Annotated in this window: 20 protein-coding genes and 1 tRNA gene; 10 read left to right on the top strand and 11 right to left on the bottom strand. The window is 68.6% G+C overall.

Going from position 1 to position 22,808, the window contains the following annotated elements:
• Positions 1-91 precede the first annotated feature (91 nt).
• Positions 92-748 carry a YczE/YyaS/YitT family protein gene (locus tag SOM10_RS03930; protein ID WP_285363205.1) on the top strand — a complete coding sequence of 219 codons (657 nt, stop codon included), beginning with the start codon at positions 92-94 and terminating at the stop codon, positions 746-748.
• 65 nt (positions 749-813) lie between these two features.
• Here SOM10_RS03930 and SOM10_RS03925 read toward each other — a convergent pair whose 3' ends face one another.
• The 6 genes from SOM10_RS03925 to aceE all read right to left on the bottom strand — a co-directional run bounded on the left by SOM10_RS03925 (position 814) and on the right by aceE (position 8,447).
• On the bottom strand, positions 814-2,052 hold the full coding sequence (locus SOM10_RS03925; RefSeq protein ID WP_053096389.1) for a beta-ketoacyl-[acyl-carrier-protein] synthase family protein: 1,239 nt from the start codon (positions 2,050-2,052) through the stop codon (positions 814-816).
• Between the two features lie 90 nt (positions 2,053-2,142).
• Positions 2,143-2,391, bottom strand: a complete 249-nt coding sequence (locus SOM10_RS03920) for an acyl carrier protein (protein WP_017202249.1) — start codon at positions 2,389-2,391, stop codon at positions 2,143-2,145.
• Between the two features lie 68 nt (positions 2,392-2,459).
• Positions 2,460-3,461 (bottom strand): beta-ketoacyl-ACP synthase III, encoded by a 1,002-nt coding sequence (locus tag SOM10_RS03915; protein WP_320488486.1) that lies wholly within the window; start codon positions 3,459-3,461, stop codon positions 2,460-2,462.
• Positions 3,458-4,378 carry an ACP S-malonyltransferase gene (locus SOM10_RS03910; RefSeq protein ID WP_072592302.1) on the bottom strand — a complete coding sequence of 307 codons (921 nt, stop codon included), beginning with the start codon at positions 4,376-4,378 and terminating at the stop codon, positions 3,458-3,460. The genes SOM10_RS03915 and SOM10_RS03910 overlap by 4 nt, the downstream gene beginning before the upstream one ends.
• 105 nt (positions 4,379-4,483) lie before the next feature.
• A complete protein-coding gene (locus SOM10_RS03905; protein ID WP_056278864.1) occupies positions 4,484-5,689 on the bottom strand; it encodes a PucR family transcriptional regulator in 1,206 nt (401 codons plus the stop codon).
• A 31-nt stretch (positions 5,690-5,720) separates the two neighbouring features.
• The gene (gene aceE / locus SOM10_RS03900; protein WP_053096386.1) at positions 5,721-8,447 is read right to left on the bottom strand and encodes a pyruvate dehydrogenase (acetyl-transferring), homodimeric type; all 2,727 of its coding nucleotides are present in this window, start codon (positions 8,445-8,447) and stop codon (positions 5,721-5,723) included.
• 153 nt (positions 8,448-8,600) lie between these two features.
• Between aceE and SOM10_RS03895 the strand changes: the two genes are divergently transcribed.
• Together SOM10_RS03895 and SOM10_RS03890 are read left to right on the top strand one after the other, a co-directional pair.
• Positions 8,601-8,673: transfer RNA gene (locus SOM10_RS03895), tRNA-Val, on the top strand.
• A gap of 192 nt (positions 8,674-8,865) precedes the next feature.
• Entirely contained in the window at positions 8,866-9,300 is a 435-nt protein-coding gene (locus SOM10_RS03890) for a hypothetical protein (protein ID WP_056278863.1), read from the top strand.
• Between the two features lie 55 nt (positions 9,301-9,355).
• Here the strand turns inward: SOM10_RS03890 and SOM10_RS03885 are convergent, their stop codons facing one another.
• Positions 9,356-10,192 carry an alpha/beta hydrolase gene (locus tag SOM10_RS03885; RefSeq protein WP_320488484.1) on the bottom strand — a complete coding sequence of 279 codons (837 nt, stop codon included), beginning with the start codon at positions 10,190-10,192 and terminating at the stop codon, positions 9,356-9,358.
• A gap of 196 nt (positions 10,193-10,388) precedes the next feature.
• Between SOM10_RS03885 and SOM10_RS03880 the strand changes: the two genes are divergently transcribed.
• Positions 10,389-11,642 (top strand): MFS transporter, encoded by a 1,254-nt coding sequence (locus SOM10_RS03880; protein WP_320488483.1) that lies wholly within the window; start codon positions 10,389-10,391, stop codon positions 11,640-11,642.
• A 62-nt stretch (positions 11,643-11,704) separates the two neighbouring features.
• Positions 11,705-13,996 carry a helix-turn-helix domain-containing protein gene (locus SOM10_RS03875; RefSeq protein ID WP_320488482.1) on the top strand — a complete coding sequence of 764 codons (2,292 nt, stop codon included), beginning with the start codon at positions 11,705-11,707 and terminating at the stop codon, positions 13,994-13,996.
• 21 nt (positions 13,997-14,017) lie between these two features.
• On the opposite strand, the gene SOM10_RS03870 is transcribed toward SOM10_RS03875, so the two are convergent.
• Complete coding sequence (locus SOM10_RS03870; protein ID WP_320488481.1) at positions 14,018-15,088, bottom strand: helix-turn-helix domain-containing protein; 1,071 nt, start codon at positions 15,086-15,088, stop codon at positions 14,018-14,020.
• A 233-nt stretch (positions 15,089-15,321) separates the two neighbouring features.
• Here SOM10_RS03870 and SOM10_RS03865 point away from each other — a divergent pair, with 233 nt between their 5' ends.
• Genes SOM10_RS03865 through SOM10_RS03855 form a run of 3 tightly spaced genes read left to right on the top strand, consistent with a single transcriptional unit; the run spans position 15,322 to position 18,911 of the window.
• The gene (locus SOM10_RS03865) at positions 15,322-16,044 is read left to right on the top strand and encodes an alpha/beta hydrolase (protein ID WP_320488479.1); all 723 of its coding nucleotides are present in this window, start codon (positions 15,322-15,324) and stop codon (positions 16,042-16,044) included.
• Entirely contained in the window at positions 16,037-17,710 is a 1,674-nt protein-coding gene (locus SOM10_RS03860; RefSeq protein WP_320488478.1) for an MFS transporter, read from the top strand. The genes SOM10_RS03865 and SOM10_RS03860 overlap by 8 nt, the downstream gene beginning before the upstream one ends.
• Entirely contained in the window at positions 17,700-18,911 is a 1,212-nt protein-coding gene (locus SOM10_RS03855) for a cupin domain-containing protein (protein ID WP_320488476.1), read from the top strand. The genes SOM10_RS03860 and SOM10_RS03855 overlap by 11 nt, the downstream gene beginning before the upstream one ends.
• A 20-nt stretch (positions 18,912-18,931) precedes the next feature.
• Here the strand turns inward: SOM10_RS03855 and SOM10_RS03850 are convergent, their stop codons facing one another.
• Both SOM10_RS03850 and SOM10_RS03845 read right to left on the bottom strand, forming a co-directional pair.
• Positions 18,932-20,185, bottom strand: coding sequence for an NAD(P)/FAD-dependent oxidoreductase (locus tag SOM10_RS03850; protein ID WP_320488474.1), 1,254 nt, complete (start codon positions 20,183-20,185; stop codon positions 18,932-18,934).
• Positions 20,182-20,541 carry a UBP-type zinc finger domain-containing protein gene (locus SOM10_RS03845; protein ID WP_053096379.1) on the bottom strand — a complete coding sequence of 120 codons (360 nt, stop codon included), beginning with the start codon at positions 20,539-20,541 and terminating at the stop codon, positions 20,182-20,184. Before SOM10_RS03845 ends, SOM10_RS03850 begins: the two co-directional genes overlap by 4 nt.
• 142 nt (positions 20,542-20,683) lie before the next feature.
• Here SOM10_RS03845 and SOM10_RS03840 point away from each other — a divergent pair, with 142 nt between their 5' ends.
• Both SOM10_RS03840 and SOM10_RS03835 read left to right on the top strand, forming a co-directional pair.
• Positions 20,684-21,661: a Dyp-type peroxidase gene (locus SOM10_RS03840; protein ID WP_320488472.1), complete on the top strand. Its 978-nt coding sequence runs from the start codon at positions 20,684-20,686 to the stop codon at positions 21,659-21,661.
• Positions 21,662-21,722: 61 nt separating this feature from the next.
• Positions 21,723-22,067: a hypothetical protein gene (locus SOM10_RS03835; RefSeq protein WP_072591357.1), complete on the top strand. Its 345-nt coding sequence runs from the start codon at positions 21,723-21,725 to the stop codon at positions 22,065-22,067.
• A 9-nt stretch (positions 22,068-22,076) separates the two neighbouring features.
• Here SOM10_RS03835 and SOM10_RS03830 read toward each other — a convergent pair whose 3' ends face one another.
• Positions 22,077-22,805, bottom strand: coding sequence for a GAF and ANTAR domain-containing protein (locus SOM10_RS03830; protein ID WP_320488469.1), 729 nt, complete (start codon positions 22,803-22,805; stop codon positions 22,077-22,079).
• Between the last annotated feature and the right edge of the window lie 3 nt (positions 22,806-22,808).

Genomic DNA, 22,808 nt, shown 5'->3' with positions numbered 1-22,808 from the left:
CCAGCATGCCGCAAAGTGGCCTGAGGAAAGCAGGCCACTTCTCGTCGAGTGGACGTCTGGCGCGCATCCTCGGCGGGTGCACGATGGAGGGATGCAGCTCCGTTCCGTCTTCCTCCCCATCGCAGCCACCAGTCGTCGTGACGTCGTCGAGCGCATCGTCCAGCTGCTCGTCGGCCTGTTCCTCTACGGTGTGGCACTCGGTCTGATGGTGCGCGGAGGCATCGGCGTCGCGCCCTGGGATGTCCTCGCTCTCGGCATCGCCGGAAACGCAGGCATCGGCTACGGGGTGGTGACGGTGCTCGTCTCCGTGCTGGTGCTGCTCCTGTGGATCCCCCTGCGGCAGCGCGTCGGTCTCGGCACGCTGCTCAATGCACTGCTCGTCGGACCGAGTGCAGATCTCGCACTGTTCGTCCTCCCCGTGCCCCCGTCGGTGTGGGTGGGTGCCCCGATGTTCGTTGCGGGGCTGCTGCTCCTCGCGTTCGCCACCGGGCTCTATATCGCCGCGGACTTCGGTCCCGGCCCGCGCGACGGCCTCATGACGGGTCTCGTCGGGCGAACGGGCTGGCCGGTCTGGCTCGTCCGCACTCTGATCGAGGGCAGCGTGCTGCTGATCGGGTTCCTGCTCGGCGGACCTGTGGGCGTGGGAACCGTGCTCTTCGCGTTCGGGGTGGGGCCGCTGATCGGGTGGTTCCTGCCCTGGACGACGCGGGTGCGGGCGGCTCGCTCACGGCAGCTCGCCCGCGCGTAGTCCCACCGCTGTCGACGACAACGGCCCCCGGGATCACCCGGGGGCCGTTCTCTCTTCCACCTCAGTCAGTCGGCGCTTGCGAACACGGCGACGGCGTTGTGCCCGCCGAAGCCGAACGAGTTGCTGATCGCGTAGAGCTGACCGTCGCCGAGGGGCTGCGGTTCGCCCGAGAGCTTGAACGGCACAGCCGGGTCGGGCTCGGTCATGTTGATGGTCGGCGGAGCGACGCGGTCCCGCAGGGCGAGCAGCGAGAAGATCGCCTCGAGGGCTCCGGTGCCGCCGAGCAGGTGCCCCGTCGACGCCTTCGTGGCCGACACGGGGATCTCATCGATCCGGTCGCCGAAGACCTTCTTGAGTGCGACGTACTCGTTGGGGTCGCCGACCGGGGTCGACGTCGCGTGGGCGTTGATGTGGGCCACCTGGTCGGCGCTGATGCCGGCCTCGTCGAGAGCCTGGGTGACGGCGCGGGCCGCACCGTTGCCCTCGGGGTCATTGCCCGTGATGTGATAGGCGTCTGCCGTGACGCCACCGCCGAGCACGTAGCCGTAGATCTTGGCGCCGCGCGCCCGGGCGTGCTCCTCGGTTTCGAGGATCAGCGCCGCAGCGCCCTCTCCCATCACGAAGCCGTCACGGTCGATCGCGCCGGGGCGCGAGGCGGTCGCCGGGTCGTCATTGCGCCGCGACAGGGCCTGAGCCGAGGCGAAGGACGCCATCGTGATCGGGTGGATGGCGGATTCGGTGCCACCCGCGATCACGACGTCGGCGAGACCGTCCTGCAGGTGGTGGAAGGCGTGGATGATCGACTCGGTGCTCGATGCGCAGGCACTCACGACGGTCTGCGCGTAGGCGCGAGCCTGGAACTGCAGCGACAGGTTGCCGGCAGCGGCGTTCGGCATCAGCATCGGAACGGTCAGGGGCATCACCCGGCGCGGTCCCTTCTCGCGCAGAGTGTCCCAGGCGTCGAGGAGGGTCCAGAGGCCGCCGATGCCGGTGGCGAAGTCGACACCGAGGCGCTCGGGTGCGACCTCGGGCGAGCCGGCATCCGCCCATGCCTCGCGCGCCGCGATGAGCGCGAACTGCGACGACGGGTCGAGACGCTTCGCCTCGTGGCGGGGAAGGACCTCTTCGGGGCGGACGATCGCCTCAGCGGCGAAGGTCACGGGGAGTTCGTACTGCTGCACCCAGTCGTGCTCGAGAGTGCGGGTGCCGGACTGGCCTGCGAGCAGGTTCGTCCAGTTCTCGGGAGCTGTCCCGCCGATGGCGGACGTGGCGCCGATGCCGGTGACGACGATGCGCTTGGTCATGTGTGGTTCCTTGTCAGGCGGGTCGAGCAGAGGGCGGGCAAGGCGGAGGATGCCACGCCCCGCAGATGCGGGGGTGGCATCCTGCGTGGATTACTCCTGGCCTGCGACGATGAAGTTGACGGCGTCGCCGACGGTCTTGAGGTTCTTGACCTCGTCGTCGGGGATGGTGACGCCGAACTTCTCCTCGGCGTTGACGACGATCGTCATCATCGAGATCGAGTCGATGTCGAGGTCGTCGGTGAACGACTTCTCGAGGGCGACCTCGGAGGCGTTGATGCCGGTCTCGTCGGTGATCAGCTCTGCGAGGCCAGCGAGGACCTCATCGTTGGTGAAAGCCATGTGGTCTTCCTCTTTCTTACGGGTTGTATTCGGAACCGTGGAACAGTCTAGGGAAAGTCGGCGCGTTGTCAGGGAAGGACGACGACCTGAGCGGCGAACACGAGACCCGCGCCGAAGCCGATCTGCAGTGCGAGGCCGCCGGAGAGCTCGGGATGCTCGGCCATCAGACGGTGACTCGCGAGCGGGATGGAGGCCGCCGACGTGTTGCCGGTGGTCTCGATGTCGCGGGCGATCACGGTGCTCTCCGGAAGCTTGAGCTGCTTCGCGAACTCGTCGATGATGCGCATGTTCGCCTGGTGCGGGATGAACGCGGCGATGTCCGTCGGCTCGACGCCGGCCCGGTCGAGCGCCTCGCGCGCGACCTTCGCCATCTCCCAGACCGCCCAGCGGAAGACCGTCTGGCCCTCCTGACGAAGGGTGGGCCACGGCACCTCGCCGTCGCGGAACTCGGTGAGCGTCGCATTCATGCCGACAGCGTCGGCCTTCGACCCGTCCGATCCCCACACTGCGGGCGCGATGCCCGGCGTGTCGCTCGGGCCGATGAGCGCGGCTCCGGCACCGTCGCCCAGAAGGAAGGAGATGCTGCGGTCGGTCGGATCGACGACGTCGGACAGCTTCTCGGTTCCGATCACGAGCGCGTAGCGGGCGGCGCCGGACCTGATCAGCGCATCCGCCTGGGTGATCGCATAGGCATAGCCGGCACAGGCGGCGTTCACGTCGTAGGCCGCGGCGGGGCTCGCACCGACGCGGTCGGCGACGATCGCGGACACCGACGGCGACTGCTTGGGGTTGCTGATGGTGGCGACGATCACGAGGTCGACCTGGTCAGCGGGGATGCCCGACTTCTCGATGGCCTCAGCGCCGGCGATCGCGGCGAGATCGATCGCGTCCGTGTCCTTGTCCGCGCGGACACGCGTGACGATGCCGGTGCGCTGGCGGATCCACTCGTCGCTCGAGTCGATCGGTCCGATGAGGTCCTCGTTCGGCACGGCGTTCTCGCCCCGGGCAGCACCGAAGGAATAGATGCGGGTGTAGGCGGGACCGGTGATCTGGTTCAGGGTGGGGCTCATGCGGCTTCTCCGTTCAGCAGCGCGACGGCCGCATCGAGATCATCGGGGGTCTTCACGGCGACGGTCGGCACGCCGCGCAGGCCACGCTTGGCGAGACCGGTCAGCGCGCCCGCCGGGGCGAGCTCGATCAGGCCGGTGATGCCCTGGTCGGCGAACGAGGCCATGCACAGGTCCCAGCGCACGGGCGAGGAGACCTGGTCGACGAGATAGGTCAAGGCCTGCGAACCGTCACTGACGACCGAGCCGTCGCGGTTGGTCCACAGTGTGATGTCGGGATCTGCGGGAGTCACGGTCGACACGGCGTCACGCAGTGCGGCGACGGCCGACCCCATGAACGAGGTGTGGAACGCGCCCGCCACCTGCAGAGGGATGACGCGGGTGCCCTTGACGGGCTCGGTGGCGAGAGCGTCGAGCCCGGCGAGCTCACCGGCCACGACGAGCTGGCCGCCGCCGTTGTAGTTGGCGGGGGAGAGGCCGAGCTCGCTCAGACGGGTGAGGATGGCCTCCTCGTCTCCGCCGAGCACGGCGCTCATGCCGGTCGGAGTCTGGGCGGCGGCATCGGCCATCGCGCGGCCGCGGATGCCGACGAGGCGCATGCCGGTCTCGGCATCGATCACTCCGCTGCCGACGAGTGCGGCGATCTCGCCGACGGAGTGTCCGGCGACGCCGTCTGCTCGGCGTCCCGCGCGAGCGGTGAGTGCGGCGGCGGCGATGAGGGACGCGGCGACGATCAGCGGCTGGGCGATGCGCGTGTCGCGGATCGTGTCAGCATCCGACACCGTTCCGTGCTGCCGGAGGTCGACCTCGGAGGCCTCGGAGTACGAGGCGAGAGTCTCCGTCACGCCGTCCAGCTCGAGCCAGGGGGAGAGGAAACCGGGGGTCTGCGAGCCCTGTCCAGGGCATACGACGACAATCACCACCCCAGTCTGCCAACGATCTGACAGAAGTGGTGGATGATCCATCACAAGATTCCGAAGAACCCTTGTGTGTGGCGTACAGCTGAAGGGCGTCTGGTGCGGCGATCAGCGTGAGGGACGCCGCAGCGGAGGGCGACGTCGCACCTGCTCGGCGGCGCCGATCGAACCGAGGATGAGCGCCGTCTGCAGGATCAGAGCCTCGCGTGGGCCCGTGGCGTCCCAGCCGATGACCTCGCTGACGCGCTTCAGGCGATAGCGCACGGTGTTCGGGTGCACGAACAGCTCGCGGGCGGTCGCCTCGAGGGAGCGACCGTTGTCGAGGTAGCTCCACAGCGTCGTCACGAGGTCGGTCGAATGGGCCTGCAGCGGTCGGTAGATGCGCTCGATCAGCGTCTGCTTGGCGAGCGGATCACCGGCGAGGGCGCGCTCGGGAAGCAGGTCGTCGGCGTCGACGGGCCGCGGAGCGCTCCGCCACGCCCGCGCCACGGCGAACCCGGCGAGGGCGGCTCGTGCGCTCTGGCTCGCGTCGACGAGCGCGGCGACCGCGGGGCCGAGCACGACGTAGCCCGGACCGAAGGAGGGCTCGAGGCGCGTCGCGATCTCTTCGAAGCCGAGTTCCTCCTCTTCGCCCTCCGCGAGCTCCTGGCCGGCGACGCGTGCGCGCCCGATGACGAGAACGAGGCGCGAGCCCTGCACGCCGATCAGCACATCGACCGCGAGCTTGCGCGCCGTGCGACGCACCAGATCGACATCGAACTGCGGGGGAGTCGTGCCCACCAGCACCGCGACCTCGCCGTGTCCGTGCCAGCCCAGCGCGGCGATGCGACTCGGCAGCTCTTCGTCGGCTTCGCCGGTCAGGATCGAGTCGACGACGAGCGCCTCGAGCCTGGCATCCCAGAGGCCGCGGGCCTCAGCAGCGCGGGCGTAGACGTCGGCCGCGGCGAAGGCCACGTCGCGAGAGTAGAGGAGGATCGCCTCGCGGAGATCTGCACCCCGACCGGCGACCCTCTCTTCCGTCACCTCGACGGTGACGCGGATCAACTGGAGGGTCTGCTGCAGGCTGACGCTGCGGAGCAGCTCGCGCGGTGCCGCCGCGAAGATGTCGGCGGCGATCCACGGCGTCGACGTCGGGTCCTCGTACCACTGGATGAACGAGGTGATGCCCGCCTGGGCCACCAGCCCGACCGCAGAGCGGCGGGCTGGTGGCATGTCGGCGTACCACGGGAGGGTGTCCTCGAGGCGCTTGATCGTCACCGAGGCGATGTCACCGGAGATCCGGCGCAGCCAGGTGAGCGTGGCGGACTTGTCCATGCCGCGCGAAGAGGAACCCGTCACCGATGACTCAGCTTTCGCCGCCCGCGTTGCCGCTGGTGCCGGCGTTCACGTCGAGCAGGCTGTACTTCTGGATGGCCTGCGCGGCGAGAGAGCGGTCGACGACCCCGTCTTCGGCGAGCGACTGCAGCGTGCGGACGACGATCGACGGACCGTCGATCTTGAAGAAGCGACGAGCGGCCGCACGCGTGTCGGAGAAGCCGAAGCCGTCGGCACCGAGCGTCGCGAACCGCTGCGGGACCCAGGGGCGGATCTGGTCCTGCACGGCGTGCATGTAGTCGCTCACTGCGACGACGGGACCCTCGGCACCCTGCAGCTTCTGCGTGAGGTACGCGGTGCGGGGCTCTTCTTCGGGGTGCAGGAAGTTGTGCTCGTCGGCGGCGAGGCCGTCGCGGCGCAGCTCGGTCCACGAGGTGACCGACCAGACATCGGCGATCACGCCCCAGTCGTTCTTCAGCAGCTCCTGTGCTTCGAGAGCCCAGGGGAGTCCGACGCCCGAGGCGAAGAGCTGGGCACGCGGGCCCTCGCCCTCGCCGACGGAGATGCGGTGGATGCCGCGCACGATGCCGTCGACGTCCACGTTCTCCGGCTCGGCCGGCATCACCATCGGCTCGTTGTAGAGCGTGATGTAGTACATGACGTTCGGGTCTTCGTGGTTGCCGCCGTACATCCGCTCGAGACCGGAGCGCATGATGTGCGCGATCTCATAGCCGTAGGCCGGGTCGTACGAGACCGTCGCCGGGTTGGTGGCGGCGAGCAGGTGCGAGTGGCCGTCGGCGTGCTGCAGGCCTTCACCCGTGAGGGTGGTGCGGCCGGCCGTCGCCCCCATGATGAAGCCGCGCGCCATCTGGTCACCGGCGGCCCACTGGGCGTCACCGGTGCGCTGGAAGCCGAACATCGAGTAGAAGAGGTAGATCGGGATCAGCGGCTCGCCGTGCGTGGCGTACGACGTGCCGGCCGCAGTGAACGCCGCGAGGGCGCCCGCCTCGTTGATGCCGACGTGCACGATCTGTCCCTGAGGGCTCTCCTTGTAGGCGAGGAGGAGCTCGCGGTCGACCGAGGTGTAGTGCTGGCCGTTCGGGTTGTAGATCTTCGCCGAGGGGAAGTACGCGTCCATGCCGAACGTGCGGGCCTCGTCCGGGATGATCGGGACGATGCGGTGCCCGAAGTCCTTCGAGCGCAGCAGGTCCTTCAGCAGACGGACGAACGCCATGGTCGTGGCGATCTCCTGCGTGCCGGAGCCCTTCTTCGGAAGCGCATAGGCCGTGTCGTCGGGGAGCGAGAGTCCCACGTGAGTGGAACGGCGCTCGGGCAGGTAGCCGCCGAGAGCCTGGCGACGCTCGAGCATGTACTGGATCGTCTCGTCCTGCGGGCCCGGGTTGTAGTACGGGGGCAGGTAGGGGTTCTCCTCGAGCTGCGCATCCGTGATCGGGATGTGCATCGCGTCGCGGAACGTCTTGAGGTTGTCCAGCGTCATCTTCTTCATCTGGTGGGTCGCGTTGCGGCCCTCGAAGTGCGGACCGAGGCCGTAGCCCTTGACGGTCTTCGCGAGGATGACGGTGGGCTTGCCCTTGTGCTCGGTCGCGGCCTTGAACGCGGCGTAGACCTTGCGGTAGTCGTGGCCACCGCGCTTCAGGTTCCAGATGTCGTCGTCGGAGTAGTCCTTGACGAGGGCCGCTGCACGCTCGTCGCGGCCGAAGAAGTGCTCGCGGACGTACGCACCGGACTCGGCCTTGTAGGTCTGGTAGTCGCCGTCGGGGGTGACGTTCATCAGGTTGAGCAGCGCACCCTCGGTGTCGCGGGCGAGCAGGTCGTCCCATTCGCGACCCCAGACGACCTTGATGACGTTCCAGCCCGCGCCGCGGAAGAACGACTCGAGCTCCTGGACGATCTTCCCGTTGCCGCGCACCGGACCGTCGAGACGCTGGAGGTTGCAGTTGACGATGAACGTCAGGTTGTCGAGCCCCTCGTTGGCTGCGACCTGCAGCTGTCCGCGGCTCTCGACCTCGTCCATCTCACCGTCGCCGAGGAAGGCCCAGACGTGGGACTGCGAGGTGTCCTTGATGCCGCGGTTCTCGAGGTACTTGTTCGACATCGCCTGGTAGATGGCGTTGATCGGACCGAGTCCCATGGAGACGGTGGGGAACTGCCAGTACTCCGGCATCAGACGCGGGTGCGGGTACGACGGGATGCCGTGCGGTGCGTGCGACTTCTCCTGGCGGAAGCCGTCGAGCTGGTCTTCGCTCAGGCGACCCTCGAGGTACGAGCGCGCGTAGGTGCCGGGGGAGGCGTGGCCCTGGATGAAGATCTGGTCGGCGCCACCGGGGTGGTCTGCGCCCTTGAAGAAGTGGTTGAAGCCGACCTCGTACAGAGCGGCCGACGATGCGTACGTCGAGATGTGGCCGCCGACGCCGATGCCGGGGCGCTGCGCGCGGTGCACGGTGATCGCGGCGTTCCAGCGGATCCACGCACGGTAGCGGCGCTCGATCTCCTCGTCACCCGGGAACTCGGGCTCGTTCTCCGGCGCGATCGTGTTGATGTAGTCGGTGGTCGGGACCATCGGCACGCCCAGGTGCAGCTCCTTCGAGCGCTTGAGCAGGCTGAGCATGATCTCGCGGCCACGACCGTGGCCCTTCGCGTCGACGAGCTCGTCGAGAGACTGCTGCCACTCGCCCGTCTCTTCCGGATCGCTGTCGAGGGGGCCCTGGGAATACGGATCCTGGTCGTGCACAGTCACGGGGAGCCTTTCGTCAAGCTGGCAGGTCATGCCAATGAAACGGGAAGCGACGCGGGCAGCCTTGTCGGCTGTGCACAACGCGTGCCGCCCTCAGCCTATCCCTCTTCCACGACATCAGCGCGCATCGGGTCATCTGTAGACTGGGACGCACCAGGGCCTTTAGCTCAGCTGGTAGAGCGCCACGTTTACACCGTGGATGTCGTCGGTTCGATCCCGGCAGGGCCCACCGCATCGATCATCTGCTGAAGGCGGACGCTCCTCCACCTCGTGTCTCCGACGGGGCGCAGAACTCTACTCCGCAGGGTCGAGAATGGCCAGGGTCGGCTGATTTCTTCCTGCGGCGTCGCGCCGCTCGTAGAGTTCTCCGTGGACTCTGAGCGGCTTGCGGACGTCGAGGCGATGCCGGAAAGGAGGCCACGTGGACATCTGTCGAGAGTGTCGGTTCATCGTGGTCAATCCGGTGGGCCGACTCACCGTCTCGCGTGTGGGACTGCTCTCCGACGCCCGGTTCCCCGGCCGGAGCATCCTGAGCCTCCGCGATCACTACGACGACATCGCCGACGCGCCGGCGGAGATCGCCGAGCTCTTCCTGGTCGACATCCAGTTCGCCTCTCGCATCATCCGCCGAGCGACCGGAGCCGATCGGGTCGACGTCGTGCTCTCCGGAGCTGCAGGGCCGCATGTGCATGCGCACCTCGTCCCGCGCCGCCGAGACCGCGACCCTCGTCCTGACCACGGCCCCGACGAGGACCCGAGGGCGTGCCGGCCGCTCGAGCCGCTTCCCGAAGCGATGGCCGTCGGACTGCTCGCCGCGGCCTTCGACGTGGCCGGGGCCGGTCTCGCCGGGACATAGCGATGGCGCACCCGGACTCTCGGTTCGGATGCGCCATCGTGTGCCGCGTGGGCGGCTACTGCTGGATGAAGGCGAGGATGTCGGGATTGATCACATCGGCGTGCGTCGTCAGCATGCCGTGGGGGAACCCGGGATAGATCCTCAGGGTCGAGTCGCTCAGGAGCTCCGCCTGCTTCAGAGCGGCATCCTTGTACGGCACGACCTGGTCGTCGTCGCCCTGGATCACGAGGACCGGAACGGTGATCGCCGTGAGGTCTTCGGTCTGGTCCGTCTCGGAGAAGGCCTTGATCCCCTCGTAGTGAGCGAGGGCGCTGCCCGTCATGCCCTGTCGCCACCAGTTGTCGACCACGGGCTGCGACAGCGTGACACCATCGCGGTTGAAGCCGTAGAAGGGCCCGGAGGCGACAGCCTGGAAGAACTCGGCGCGATTCGCGGCGAGTGCCTCGCGGAAGCCGTCGAAGACCGAGATCGGGGTGCCCTCGGGGTTGCTGTCGGTCTGCACCATCAGCGGCGGCACCGACGAGACGAGCACCGCCTTGGCGACGCGGCCCTGAGGCTGTCCGTACTGCGCGACGTAGCGCGCGACCTGGCCGCCGCCCGTCGAGTGCCCGATGTGGATGGCATTGCGGAGGTCGAGGTGCTCGACGACGGCCGAGGCATCGCTGGCGTAGTGGTCCATGTCATGGCCGGTGCCGATCTGCGACGACCTTCCGTGGCCCCGGCGGTCGCTCGCGATGACGCGGTAGCCCTTGTCGAGGAAGAACAGCATCTGCGCGTCCCAGTCGTCGGACGAGAGCGGCCAGCCGTGGTGGAACATGATGGGCTGCGCGTCGGGGCTGCCCCAGTCCTTGTAGTAGATCTCTGCGCCATCATCCGTGGTCACGAACGCCATGATCAGCCTCCAGGTTTCCGCCGTCCCGAGAGAGATCCCGGACGACTGTCGAACGCCCCACGTCAGCTTCGTGGGAGCGCGACCACGCTAACCCGTCCGTCCTCACGGCGCGCTCGACATCTGTCCAGAATCCGTCCCCGCCGTTTTCGACATCTGTCCGGTGCGGCGTCGAGGCCGCATCGATAGCGTCTCGACCATGTCGAACTCCCGGATCTCGCACGGGGCGGGATTCTGGGTGGTCGCCTCCGCCTTCCTGCTCGTGATGGCGTACGCGACCGTGCCGACCCCTCTGTACCCGCTGTACCAGGAGGTCGACGGGTTCCCGGTCTCGGTGATCACCCTGATCTTCGCGGCCTTCGCCGTCGGCGTCGTGCTCAGCCTCTTCCTGCTCGGGCATGTCAGCGACTGGATGGGGCGACGGCGGATGCTGGTGATCGCGATCCTCATCGCGGCTCTCAGCGCCGTCCTGTTCCTCACATGGCACGAGGTGCCGGGACTGCTCGCCGCGAGGCTGGTGAACGGCGCGAGCGTCGGCATCCTCACCGCCACCGCCACCGCGCATCTGGGTGAGCTGCGGGCCCAGGCGCGCCCCAGCGAGAACGCGATCGTGGCCGCATCCGTGGCGGGTGCCGCCAATCTCGGCGGACTGGCGCTCGGACCGCTGATCGGCGGTCTGTTCGCCGAGTTCCTGCCCGCGCCGCTGGTGCTGCCGCACGCGGTCTTCCTCGTGGTGCTCGTCGCGGCCGCGATCGCGGTGTCCGGTGTCCCGGAGACGGTGACACCACCCGGCGAGCCGAGACGGTACAGGCCGCAACGCATAGCCGCACCGCCGCGATCGAGGGCGGCATTCATCGCCGCGGGCTTCGGAGCATTCGCCGGATTCGCCCTGTTCGGCCTGTTCACCTCTCTCGCGCCCACCATCCTCATCAGCACGTTCGGCGAGCATGACCACCTTCTCGCCGGGATCACCGCGTGCTCGGTGTTCGCTGCCGCGGCAACCGGCCAGGTGGCTCTCGCTCGGGTGCCGCTGCGCATCCAGCTGACGGTCGCGGCTGTCTGCTGCGCATGCGGGCTCGTCGCCGTCGCCGCAGGAACGCTGGTGCCGTCGCTCGCGGTGTTCCTCATCGGAGGCGTCGTCGCAGGCGTCGGCGTCGGGCTGCTGTTCAAGTCGTCGGTCGCGACGGCCGCGGGCCTCGCCGAGCCGGGACGACGGGGGGAGACGCTCGCGCTGGTCTTCCTCATCGCCTACTGCGGCCTCGCGCTTCCGGTGCTCGCGATCGGAGTGATCCTCGCGTTCGCATCGCAGACCACGGTGCTCCTCGTCTTCATCTCGATCGTGTCGGTCGCGACCGTCTCGGCGGCGGTCGTCATGCGTCGCGCGCTCGTCGGCCAGGAGCCCGGCGCGAGGGCCGGACGTGCAGTGTCCGGTCCCGACGAAACCGCCCCGTAACCGGCGCGCCATCATCCCGCCGACGAGACCTGCCAAGCTGAGATCAGCGAAAGGCGGACGTCGTGACACAACCCTCACCCTTCGGGCTGATGCTGCGCTCGTTGCGCGTGGGCCAGAACCTGACTCTCGAAGCGCTCGCGTCTCGATCCGGGGTGAGCGTGCGCACGATCGGCGACCTCGAGCGCGGAGCGAGCGCCTCGCCGCAACGGCGCACCGTCGATGCGCTCGCCGACGGACTCGGACTCGATGTGGCCGATCAGCATGCGTTCCTCCGCGCTGCGCGTGCCCGGCCCCGTGCCGCCGTCGCGACAGAGCCCGCGGGGGCCATAGCCCCGCACCGGGTGTTCGACTTCTCGGGCCGGCAGGCCGAGATCGATGAAGCACTTCGCATCCTGCACGGCCCTCCGCCCGCAGATCGGCAGCGACCGGCGCTGGTCATCAGCGGCGCGCCGGGAATCGGCAAGACGACCGGCGCCGTCGAGATCCTGTCGCGTGGAGGAGAGGCCGACCGCCGTCCGCTGGTCTTCGTGGGGCTGGACGGCTTCAGCTCGTCTCCGCTGACACCGCTCCAGGTGGTCACCGCCATGCTGCGGCAGCTCCCCGGAGCGGAGCAGAAGCCGCCTGCTGATCTGGCGACGGCGCGGACCCAATGGCAGGCAGCGGTCGCGGAGGCTCCCGTCCAGGTGCTGCTCGACAACGTCGCGAACGAGGCGCAGATCCGTCCGATCCTGTCGATCTGCGCGGGAGATGTCGTGGTCGTGACGTCGCGCCGCAGTCTCGCAGGCCTCGAAGGGGTGCGGCGCCTGCGGCTCGGGCCCCTGCAGCGGGACGAGAGCATCGCGTTCCTCGGTCGTCTCATCCCGCATGACGATGCCTCCGACCTTGATGCGCTGAGTGAGATCGCGGCCCTGTGCGACGACGTGCCCCTCGCGCTTCGAGTGGTCGGCAATCGCATCGCCAGTCGCCCCTCATGGACGGCCGCCGATCTCCTGAGCCGACTGCGCACGTCGGAGGACAGGCTGCGCATGCTCGTCGCCGGTGACCTGGCCGTGGAAGCGGCCATCTCTCTCTCCTACGAGGAGCTGGACCCGCGCACTGCCGCGCTGTTCCGGTGGATCTCGCTCATCGACGGTCGCACCTTCGGGGCCCATCTCGCAGCGGCTGCCGTGCGATCGTCAGATGTGGCCGAGGTGGAGCGACGGCTGGACGACCTCACGGACCTGGGAATGCTCGAGGCGCGCGGTGGCGACCGCTACCGTCTGCACGACCTGATGCGTCTCTTCGGGCTGGGCAAGCTGCGCGATGCTGTCGGATCCGACGAGATCGCGCGGCGGCACGCCCATATCCGCGCGTGGCTGCTGGGGAGTCTGGAGCGCGCCGGCGCCTGGTACGAACCGGGAAGGGATGCGAGCGCAGTCTCACGCAACGGCCGCAGCTTCATCGATGCCGAGGCCGCCGCGGTGTGGATCCGCGAGGAGGTCGAGCACTGGTGGCCGGCGTATGCGGAGGCAGCGGAGCTCGGCGAGGACGCGATGGTCTGCGACGTCGCGGATGCGCTGCACTGGTACTCCGACATCTGGATCACGTGGGGACACTGGCATCGATTCTTCTCTCTCGCGGCTGCGGCGGCGAAGAGGCTGGGCGACCCGAGAGCAGAAGCCGCGCAGCTGGGGTACGTCGCGTGGGCGGAGATCGTCGAGGTCGGTGACCGGGCGCACGCGGTGCTCACCGGGCATGCCGCGCTGGAGGCGGCCACCCGCGCGGGTGATGCCGCACAGCAGGGCTGGGCGCACTACTACATCGGGTGGGCGAGCTGGACGCTGGATCGTCTCATCGAGGCCGACGCGGCGGCCGCGGCCGCCATGGTCGCCTTTCGCGCGGCTCAGGAGACGACAGGGGCGGAGAACGCGCAGGTGCTCTCGTCGATGGTCAAGGCCCGACGCGGCAAGTACCTCGAGTCGATCCCCGAGACGGAGGCGACGCTCGCACGCGTCCGATCCGCCGAGACCACGGACAGTCTGACCAGCATCGTCACGCAGTTCGCGGCGTGCCTCGACCTCGTCGACGCCTACGTCGCCGTCGGACGACACGAGGACGCGGTCCGAGTCGGCGCGCTGGGCATCGAGATCGCACGATCGCTCAAGGACGACACCCGTGTGCTGCTGATGATGCGCCGACACATCCGTGCGCTGATCCACGCGGGCGACGGCGAGGCTGCGATCGCCGAGGCGGATGAGGCGCTGGCCATGCTGGGGCCGGGGAGCAGCGAGGCGTTCATCTTCGACAGAGTGCGCCGGGAGGTGTCGCTCATCGGCACGTCTCGCGCACCCGGTTCGGAGGGCGATGCAGCGTGATCGTCCGGCGGGGTCACGCGGTCACAGGCGGCCGGTCGACTCCCAGAGCCTGATGAGCTTGAGCGCAAGATGGAGAGTGCTGCGCGCGACGCCGTCGTCGAGCGCCTCTCTGACCACCTCGGGCAGACGCTCGAGCCGGTAGTAGAGCGTCGTGCGATGGACGAACAGGATGCGGCACGCCGCGACGACGTTCGCCCCCACGTCGAGATACGTCTCGACGGTCACCCGCTGGCTGTCGTCTCGCTGGGAGTAGAGCGCATGCGCGGCGGGCGAGATGATCCGGAGTGCTGCCGGATCGGCTGACGCCGAGGCGAGCAGCCGCCATCCGCCGAGAGCGCTCGAGTCGACCGAGGGGTGGAACTGCGGGAGGGCGGCCGCGAGAGAGGCGGCGATGACGGCCTCATCGGCGGCGCTGCGCAGGTCCGACGCGCCCTGCGCAGGGGACGCGGTGCCGATTCCGAGAATGCGGATGCCGCGTCTCGCCGCCTCGTCGAGGAGGAGGTCGGTGAGGCCGCTGTCGGACGGCTGTCCCACGAGCAGGACGACACCGCGCTCCAGCCCGATGAAGTGAGCCGGCACGGGCCGGAGGTGCGTCAGGTGACGTCCGAAGGCGATGCGGTCGACATCGCTCACCGTCGCATCGATGAGGACGGCGCGAGCGACCGTCCCGGGGCCCGGCCGGAGCCACCGCTGCTGGACGGCGTGCGCGAAGGCGCCGCGACGCACGGACTCGTCGGCGTGCAGCAGATCGACCAGGATCGACTCTCGATCGACACGCGACGAACCAGGGGCCCTGCGCAGGGCGATACGGGTGAGGGCGACGGCCGCATCGATCGCCTCGAACTCGCTCGCCGTGAGCTGCGGCCCATCTCCGAGGTCGATCTCGATGACGGCGACCGGGACACCGTCGTCATGCACCGGAACAGAGAGGAGCGAGGCGGATGCCTGAGGTGATGCGGACAGCCCGCCGTCGGACGCCGCCGGACCGAACTCGTGCACGACCACTCGGCGGTGCAGGGATGCTGCGAGTTGGAGGGCGATCTCCGGCAGCGCCGTCGAGGCTGCGGGGGTCGTCGTATCGCTGATCGTCATGGGTCGCTCCTGTGCGGGGGATGGGCTCACCGTGTCGCTCTGCGTCGATGGACGCGGACGTCACATCCACCGAACTCGAGTACGCCCCATAGAAGCGTCTTCCGAGCAGCCGCACCAGGCGGAAAGCAGGCAGAAGTGAGGAACGACCGTCTTCGACTCCTGTCGCATGGTCGTGAGTCTGACGGTTCATAGATTCGTATTCAGCGGACGAAGGGACACGAGGTGACGCGATGATGAGCAGCAGCACGGTCGTCCTCGTGCACGGAGCCTTCCTCGACGCATCCGGTTGGTGGCCGGTCGTGCTCCGCCTGCTAGACGGCGGACACCGGGTGCTCGCTCCTCCGGTGACCGGCCGCAGCTTCCGCGGCGACTGCGACTACATCCGCACGATCGTCGAGCACGTCGACGGAGAGGTGCTGCTCGTCGGACACGGGTATGGCGCGGCCGTCATCACGGTCGTCGGCGAGGCGACGAACGTCTCAGGGCTGCTCTTCATCGCGGGCTATGCGCTGGAACGGGGCGAGAGCATCGCCGAGATGCGAGACCTCTTCGCGCCGGCAGAGGCATCCGCGTATCTCGTGGCCACCGTGTTCGCGGGTGAAGACGGCGCACGGCGAACGGAGCTGACCGTCGCACCCGACCAATTCGCGCGCCTTCTCGCGCAGGGCCTTCCCGCCGACGAATCGGGAGTCCTCGCGGTCTCACAGCGCCCGATCTCCGACTCCGTGTTCGCCGAGCGGGCGTCCGGCGCGGGCTGGAGCGTGACGCCGAGCTGGGGCGTCGTGGCGACTCACGACCGTCTCATCAGCCCGCACCTCCAGCGCTTCGGATATCGGCGAGCGGGATGTCGAGCGGTGAGGGAGCTGGACGCACCGCACCTGGTCACGCAGACGCACGCCGCGGAGATCGTGCGGTTCATCGACAGCATCCTCGACGAGATCGAGACCCGTGGCTGAGCAGCAGGGGAGTGCTGTCGACACCCGCCCCGGTTGGACGGCGGGGTTCGCGCCGCTCGCCGTCCCGATCTTCCGCCTGGTGTGGCTGGCATCGATCGTCAGCAACATCGGGAGCTGGATGCAGACCGTCGGCGCTCAATGGCTCCTGGTGCAGAACGACAGCTCGCCGCTGCTCGTCGCGCTCGTGCAGACGGCATCGGCAGCGCCCGTGCTCCTGTTCGCGATCCCGGCCGGCGTCATCGGCGAGTTCCTCAACCGTCGGCGCGTCCTTCTCTGGTCGCAGACGGTCCAACTCGCCGTCGTGCTGGGTCTCACGTATCTGACCGCGGTCGGCCAGACGACCACGACCATCCTGCTGGCGTCGACGTTCGTGCTGGGGACGGTCTCGGCCATCCAGCTGCCGGCGTTCCAGGCACTCGTGCCGGACATCGTGCCGCCGAAGCTCCTGATCGATGCGGCGAGCCTCTCCTCGATCGGCGTGAACATCGCCCGCGCGGTGGGACCGGCGATCGCCGGGCTCGTGGTCGCCCAGTTCGGCGTCGCGGCGGTCTTCCTGCTCAATGCGCTCTCCTTCCTGGTGTTCCTGGGCGTGCTGCTCTTCTGGAAGACCTACAGTCCGCCGGTGGCTCGGCCCGAGCCCTTCGTCGATGCGACGCGGGCCGGCATCCGCTACATCCGCCACTCGCGGATCGTCCGCCGCATCCTGCTGCGGCTCGCCGTCTTCCTGATACCGGCGAACGCGCTCTGGGCGCTGCTGCCGACCATCGCCAAGAACTCGCTCGGGTTCTCTGCGAGTGGCTACGGCCTTCTGCTGGCAGCGCTGGGAGCAGGATCGATCGTCGGCGCGTTCGTGCTTCCGTGGGCGCGGCGCGTCGCAGCGGTCAACGGTGTGGTGCTGGTCTCGTCCGTGGTCTTCGGGGCAGGACTCGTGATTCTCGTGACCTCGCCGACCCTGTGGATCACCTTTCCGGCGCTCGTGGCCACCGGTCTCGCCTGGATCGGGGTCATCGCGACCATCAACGGCACGGTGCAGGCGTTCCTGCCCGTCTGGGTGCGTACGCGCGGCCTGTCGTTCTACCAGCTCGTCCTCTTCGGCTGCACGGCCGCCGGGTCTGCGGGCGCGGGCGTGCTCGGGTCCGTGTGGGATCCCGGGCTCGTGGTCATCGGGGCCGGGATCCTCTGCGGCCTGGGCGGACTCTCCCTGCTCGTGTGGCCCATGCCGGCGACGAGCGGCATCGGCCGCGGCATCGTGGAGGTGCCGGGGGTCGAGGACCGGCCCCGCCTGGACGGTGCTGACGACGCGCCCGTTCTGGTGGTCATCCGGTATCGCATTCCGGTCGAGCGGAGACAGGAGTTCCTCGACACGATGACCGGCGTGCAGCAGACCCGTCTGCGGACGGGGGCGCGGGGGTGGCAGGTGTACGTCGACGCCGACGACCCGGGGTCGGTCATCGAGGCGTACTCCGTCGGCTCGTGGCGCGAGCACGTGAGTCAACACGAAGGTCGCACCACCGAGTTCGACGCCCAGCAGATCGCCCGTGCGCGCGCGATGAGCACCCAGGAGCTCGAGGTGACGCACCTGCTCGCCATCCCCCTGCCTCACCACCGCGGCGTCGAGAAGCGCCGCACCCGCGACAAGAGACGGAGCATCCCGCGTGGAACGTGACGACAACCCCACCACTCACCCCGAGATCCCGTCGCTGGGCGACCCCGATCTGCCGCAGGAGGGGGAGGTGAACATCGCCGACCGCCCGCAGAGCAACACGATGACCGGTCCGCAGAACGAGGTCATCGAGTCGCAGTTCCCGAACCAGATGCACGCGCCGGCGACGGACATCAGCACGCAGCCGTTCTTCTGGTCCTCGTTCAACATCTCACCCCGCCGGGTGCAGCGCGGCGGCTGGGCGCGGGAGCTCACGAAGCAGGACTTCCACATCCCCGACGAGATCGCCGGGGTCAACATGTACCTCGAGCCCGGCGGCATCCGCGAACTGCACTGGCACCAGACCGCCGAATGGGCGGTCATGACCCGCGGCAAGGCGCGCGTGACGACTCTCAGCAGGTCGGGTCTGCCCGCGGTGGAGGATGTGGAAGAGGGCGACCTGTGGTTCTTCCCGGCGGGCACCCCGCACTCCCTGCAGGGGCTCGGGCCCGACGGGGCGGAGTTCGTGCTCGCGTTCGATGACGGCGACCAGTCCGAGTCGAACACACTGCTGCTGACCGACTGGTTCGCCCACACCCCGCCCGAGGTCCTCGCGAAGAACTTCGGCGTCGCGCAGTCGGTCTTCTCCGACATCCCGCTGCACAGCCTCTGGATCTTCCCCGGCGAAGAGCCACCCCCGCTCGACATCGACCAGGCCGCCGCGGGTGTGGAATGGGGCATGGAGCCGGTGATCTTCCGGCTGTCGCGCTCGAAGCCCCTGTATGAGAACTCCGGTGGATCCATCCAGATCGCCGACTCCACCAACTACGCCTACTCGAGCACCGTCGCTGCAGCGCTCGTGACGGTCGAGCCGGGGTCGATGCGGGAACTGCACTGGCACCCGAATGCCGACGAGTGGCAGTACTACCTGCGCGGCTCCGCCCGCATGACCGTGTTCAACACCGGCCCGCACGCGAACACGACCGACTTCCGCGCCGGAGACGTGGGTGTGGTGCGCAAGAATCTCGGCCACTACATCCAGAACACCGGCGACGGCGTGCTGCAGTTCCTCGAGGTGTTCCGCACCGACAAGTACGAGGAGATCTCCCTCGCGAACTGGCTCTCCCACGTGCCCCCGCAGCTCGTCTCCGCGCACCTGAACATCGACCCCGCGGTGCTGGCCACGTTCCCCCGCGGAGCACAGGGCATCACACCACTGCGCTGATCAGCGCCCTCCGAGCGCGATCAGCGTTGAGCGCCTTCGGCGAGGTATCGGTGGATGAGGGTGACGGCCATCGCGCCCTCGCCGACGGCGGATGCGACGCGCTTGACGGAGTTCGCACGGACGTCGCCGGCCGCGAAGATCCCGGGGACGGATGTCTCGAGGTAGTAGGGCGAGCGTGCCCGCGGCCACTTCTGCAGGTCGTCGGCGGAGAGGTCCACGCCGGTGAGCAGGAACCCGCGACTGTCGAGCTGCACATCCGTCGTCGCCGCCCACTCGGTGTTGGGAGCCCCGCCGATGCAGACGAACAGGTGGGTCGCGGGCACGCGTGTGGTCGTGCCCGCCTGGTCGAGGGTGATCTCTCGCAGATGCTCGTCTCCGTCGACCGCGACGACGCGGGTGTGGACGAGGATGGTGACGTTGCTCTGCGCGGCGAGCCGGTCGAGCAGATAGGCCGACATGGTCGACGAGAGCGAGGGGCCGCGGACGACGACAGTGACGTGCGCCGCGTGGGCCGCGAGGTTCATGGCCGCCTGTCCTGCGGAGTTGGCGCCGCCGACGACGTACACGTGCTGACCGATGCAGGCGGAGGCTTCGCTGGTGCCCGCGCCGTAGTAGATGCCGGCACCGCGGAAGCCCTGCTCGCCGTCGAGGCCGAGTCTGCGCCACTGCACGCCGGTGGCGCAGAGCGCCGCGCGTGCATGGATCTCCGACCCGTCGGCGAGCCGAGCCCGCACGTCGTGGTCCCTGAACGTGCGGGCGATGCCGTACCTCATGACGATGAGTTCGGCGCCGAAGGAGAGCGCCTGCCGGCGGGCGCGCTCGGCGAGCTCCGCCCCGGAGATCCCCCCGGGGAAACCGAGGTAGTTCTCGATGAGGCTGCTGAAACCGGCCTGCCCGCCGACGGCGTCGCGCTCTACGACGGCGACGCTGAGACCCTCGGATGCCGCGTAGACGGCGGCCGAGAGTCCGGCGGGTCCTGCTCCGTAGATGATGAGGTCGTACGTCGACTGCGCCGGAGGCTTCACCCAGCCGAGAGCCGCAGCGACCTGCTCGGGATTCGGGTCCTCCAACACGGCGCCTTCGGGAAGGACGACCAGCGGTAGCCGCCTGCCGGTCAGGTCGATTCCTGCCGCCGCGGCGGCACCTCGGGGAACCATGATCGGCAGGAACGGAACCTCGCTGCGGGTCAGATAGTCGCGCAACGCGAAAGCCTGCGGCCCGTCGGCGTCGGCGATGAGACGCAGGGGCGACCGCTGGTCGGGTGCCTCGGTCACGCGTCGCCTGCGAGCTGCTCCTGCCAGTCCGCAGGCACGCGCTCAGCCGGGCCGGGGGTGGTCTGCGACCGCGGATGGCTGTGCGGGGGAGCGAGGACGGGACCGTCGAAGGCTGTCTCGGTGCCGAAGTCCCAGAACCAGTCCTCACCGGGCTCGAAGCTCTGGATCACTCGATGGCCGCTCGTGTGCGCGTGCTTCGTCGCATGCTTGTGCAAGGAGTCGTCGCAGCATCCGATGTGCCCGCAGTAGGCGCACCGGCGCAGATGCAGCCACCACGAGCCGATCGCCTCGCAGTCCAGACACCCCGGGCCGGAGGGGGGAACGTCCGCCCGGATGAAGTCGCTGACGTCGCTCATGGGTGCATCTCCTGTCGTCGGTATGCCGTCGGGGTCATGATGTCGGGATTCCGTGTCGTACTCAAGGGTGCCCGCGGGAGTCCTCATGTTCCTTCGACACCCGTCGAAGCCGTGCTCGTCGACATCCTCTAGGTTCGGGGAGGTGAGCACCTCTTCCTCCCGCCGGGTCCCGATCGAATCGCAGAAGGTCGATGCGCCGCTGACGTCCAGCGCGACGTTCCTCGTGTTGCAGATCGCTGACGGAGCGGATGCCGCGTCGACCGCGCGCGACGCGATCGCCGGTATCGACGACCTCGTGAAGAACGTCGGATTCCGTGATCTCGACGCGATGCTGTCGTGCACGGTCGGCATCGGAGCCGCGGCGTGGCCGCGCCTCACCGCGCGCCGGGTTCCGGCCGAGCTGCACCCCTTCGCACCGGTCGTGGGCCCGGTGCACACCGCGCCGGGCACGCCCGGGGATCTCCTCTTCCATATCCGTGCGAACCGCCAGGATCTCGTGTTCGAGTTCGAGCGCCAGTTGCTCGACGTGCTGGGCGACGCCGTGACCGTGGTCGACGAGACCTCGGGATTCCGGTATTTCGACGTGCGCGACCTGCTCGGCTTCGTCGACGGGACCGCGAACCCGGTGGGGAACGCCGTCGCCGAGTCGACGCTGGTGGGCGCAGAGGACGGTGATCACGTCGGGGGCAGCTACGTCGTCGTCCAGCGATATCTGCACGACCTCGGTCAGTGGCAGGCGCTGACGACCGAGCAGCAGGAGGCCGTGATCGGCCGCAAGAAGGCCGACAACGTCGAGCTCGACGATGCGGCCGTCGGGCAGAAGTCCTACAAGACCCTCGCCACGATCATGGTCGACGGTGTCGAGCACGACATCCTTCGTGACAACATGCCTTTCGGCAGCCCGGGCTCGTCGTCCTTCGGCACCTACTTCATCGGATACTCGCGCTACCTGTGGGTCATCGAGAAGATGCTCGAGAACATGTTCATCGGTGACCCGCCCGGCGCCTACGACCGACTCCTGGACTTCTCCCGCGCCACGACCGGCAGCACCTTCTTCGCGCCGTCCGCGGACTTCCTCAGCGGGCTCGCCGACGAGCCGATGCCCGAGCAGCGCATCTGACGGCAGACGAGCGGACAAGAGTCACCTCCCATCTCGCGCCGCACGCGCGTAGCGTTGATATATGGGAAGACTCTTCTACGGAGCCGCTCAGCCGCCGATCCTCATCGAGGACCGAGCGTTGGCTCACCTCAAGATCGTCGTCACGACGAAGCTGCGCCGCAACGAGAGCTTCACCCTGTCGTGGATCCACAAGGACGGCGAGGCCCCCGGTCGATCGACCATCTGGCTGCATCCATCGATCCCGCTGCGCTTCGTGTTCGACGAGACGGAGGCGCCGACGCTGAACCGTCGGTGGATCGAGGAGCTCTCTCAGACACTCAGCAGCACGGGCGGCGTCTGCCTGACTGCGGAGATCATCGATCCCACCGAAGGCGGGGAATCGGAACGCGCAGGCGGAGGGCGGTGACCGACTCGCTCACAGGGTGAGGCGGCGGTCGACGATCTGCTGCGCGACATCGTGCAGTCGCCCACCGACAGAGCGCGCGTGTCGTCGAAGGATGGTGAAGGCATCGTCGATGGAGACGCTGCGCTGAAACGACAGCGCGCCCTTCGCCTGCTCGATCACGATCCTGCTGTCGAGCGCGTGCTGAAGCTGCGCGGTGCGGTCGGCGTGCGCGCGGAGCGTGCGATGCTGCACCAGACCGATCGTGGCGAACTCGCCGAGTGCCTGAGCGACGGCCGCATCCTGGTCGGTGAGCACACCGACCCGGTCGAAGAACAGGTTCAGCGCACCGAGGTGCTGACCGCGCAGAGAGAGCGGTACCGCGTAGCCGGCGCGAAGGCCGCGTCGTACCGCGAGAGGAGCGAACTGGGGCCACCGATCGGCACTCGACCGCAGATCAGGTGTCTCGACCACGCGCCCGGACCGGAAGCTGTCGAGGCAGGGCCCCTGCTCGATGCCCAGCTCTGCCTCCTCCACATCGCTCGCACGTTCACTCGTCGAGCCCAGCACGTGGAGCCGCCCTCCGGCATCGGCCAGGACGATGCCGGCGTCGACCGCAGGGGTGAAGCGCGTCGCTGCCTCGACGAGGAGGTCCATGGTGTCGATGACGTCATAGTCCGGATCCAGAGCGTCAGCCAGGCGCCGGAAGACACCGGTCAGGTCGTTCGGCGAGTGCGGGTCGCGGGTCACATCGAGCGGCATTCG

Source organism: Microbacterium sp. CFBP9023, from assembly GCF_034045055.1.
In the GTDB taxonomy this organism is placed as follows: domain Bacteria; phylum Actinomycetota; class Actinomycetes; order Actinomycetales; family Microbacteriaceae; genus Microbacterium.
The sequence above is the reverse complement of the archived record's forward strand: the minus strand, read 5'-3'. Positions and strand labels throughout refer to the sequence as shown.

Bases quoted from the DNA above. Each gene is read 5' to 3' on its own strand.
- SOM10_RS03930 (WP_285363205.1), top strand. From the start codon at position 92: ATGCAGCTCCGTTCCGTCTTCCTCCCCATCGCAGCCACCAGTCGTCGT.
- SOM10_RS03925 (WP_053096389.1), bottom strand. From the start codon at position 2,052: ATGACCAAGCGCATCGTCGTCACCGGCATCGGCGCCACGTCCGCCATC.
- SOM10_RS03920 (WP_017202249.1), bottom strand. From the start codon at position 2,391: ATGGCTTTCACCAACGATGAGGTCCTCGCTGGCCTCGCAGAGCTGATC.
- SOM10_RS03915 (WP_320488486.1), bottom strand. From the start codon at position 3,461: ATGAGCCCCACCCTGAACCAGATCACCGGTCCCGCCTACACCCGCATC.
- SOM10_RS03905 (WP_056278864.1), bottom strand. From the start codon at position 5,689: ATGGACAAGTCCGCCACGCTCACCTGGCTGCGCCGGATCTCCGGTGAC.
- SOM10_RS03885 (WP_320488484.1), bottom strand. From the start codon at position 10,192: ATGGCGTTCGTGACCACGGATGATGGCGCAGAGATCTACTACAAGGAC.
- SOM10_RS03880 (WP_320488483.1), top strand. From the start codon at position 10,389: ATGTCGAACTCCCGGATCTCGCACGGGGCGGGATTCTGGGTGGTCGCC.
- SOM10_RS03870 (WP_320488481.1), bottom strand. From the start codon at position 15,088: ATGACGATCAGCGATACGACGACCCCCGCAGCCTCGACGGCGCTGCCG.
- SOM10_RS03865 (WP_320488479.1), top strand. From the start codon at position 15,322: ATGAGCAGCAGCACGGTCGTCCTCGTGCACGGAGCCTTCCTCGACGCA.
- SOM10_RS03845 (WP_053096379.1), bottom strand. From the start codon at position 20,541: ATGAGCGACGTCAGCGACTTCATCCGGGCGGACGTTCCCCCCTCCGGC.
- SOM10_RS03835 (WP_072591357.1), top strand. From the start codon at position 21,723: ATGGGAAGACTCTTCTACGGAGCCGCTCAGCCGCCGATCCTCATCGAG.
- SOM10_RS03830 (WP_320488469.1), bottom strand. From the start codon at position 22,805: ATGCCGCTCGATGTGACCCGCGACCCGCACTCGCCGAACGACCTGACC.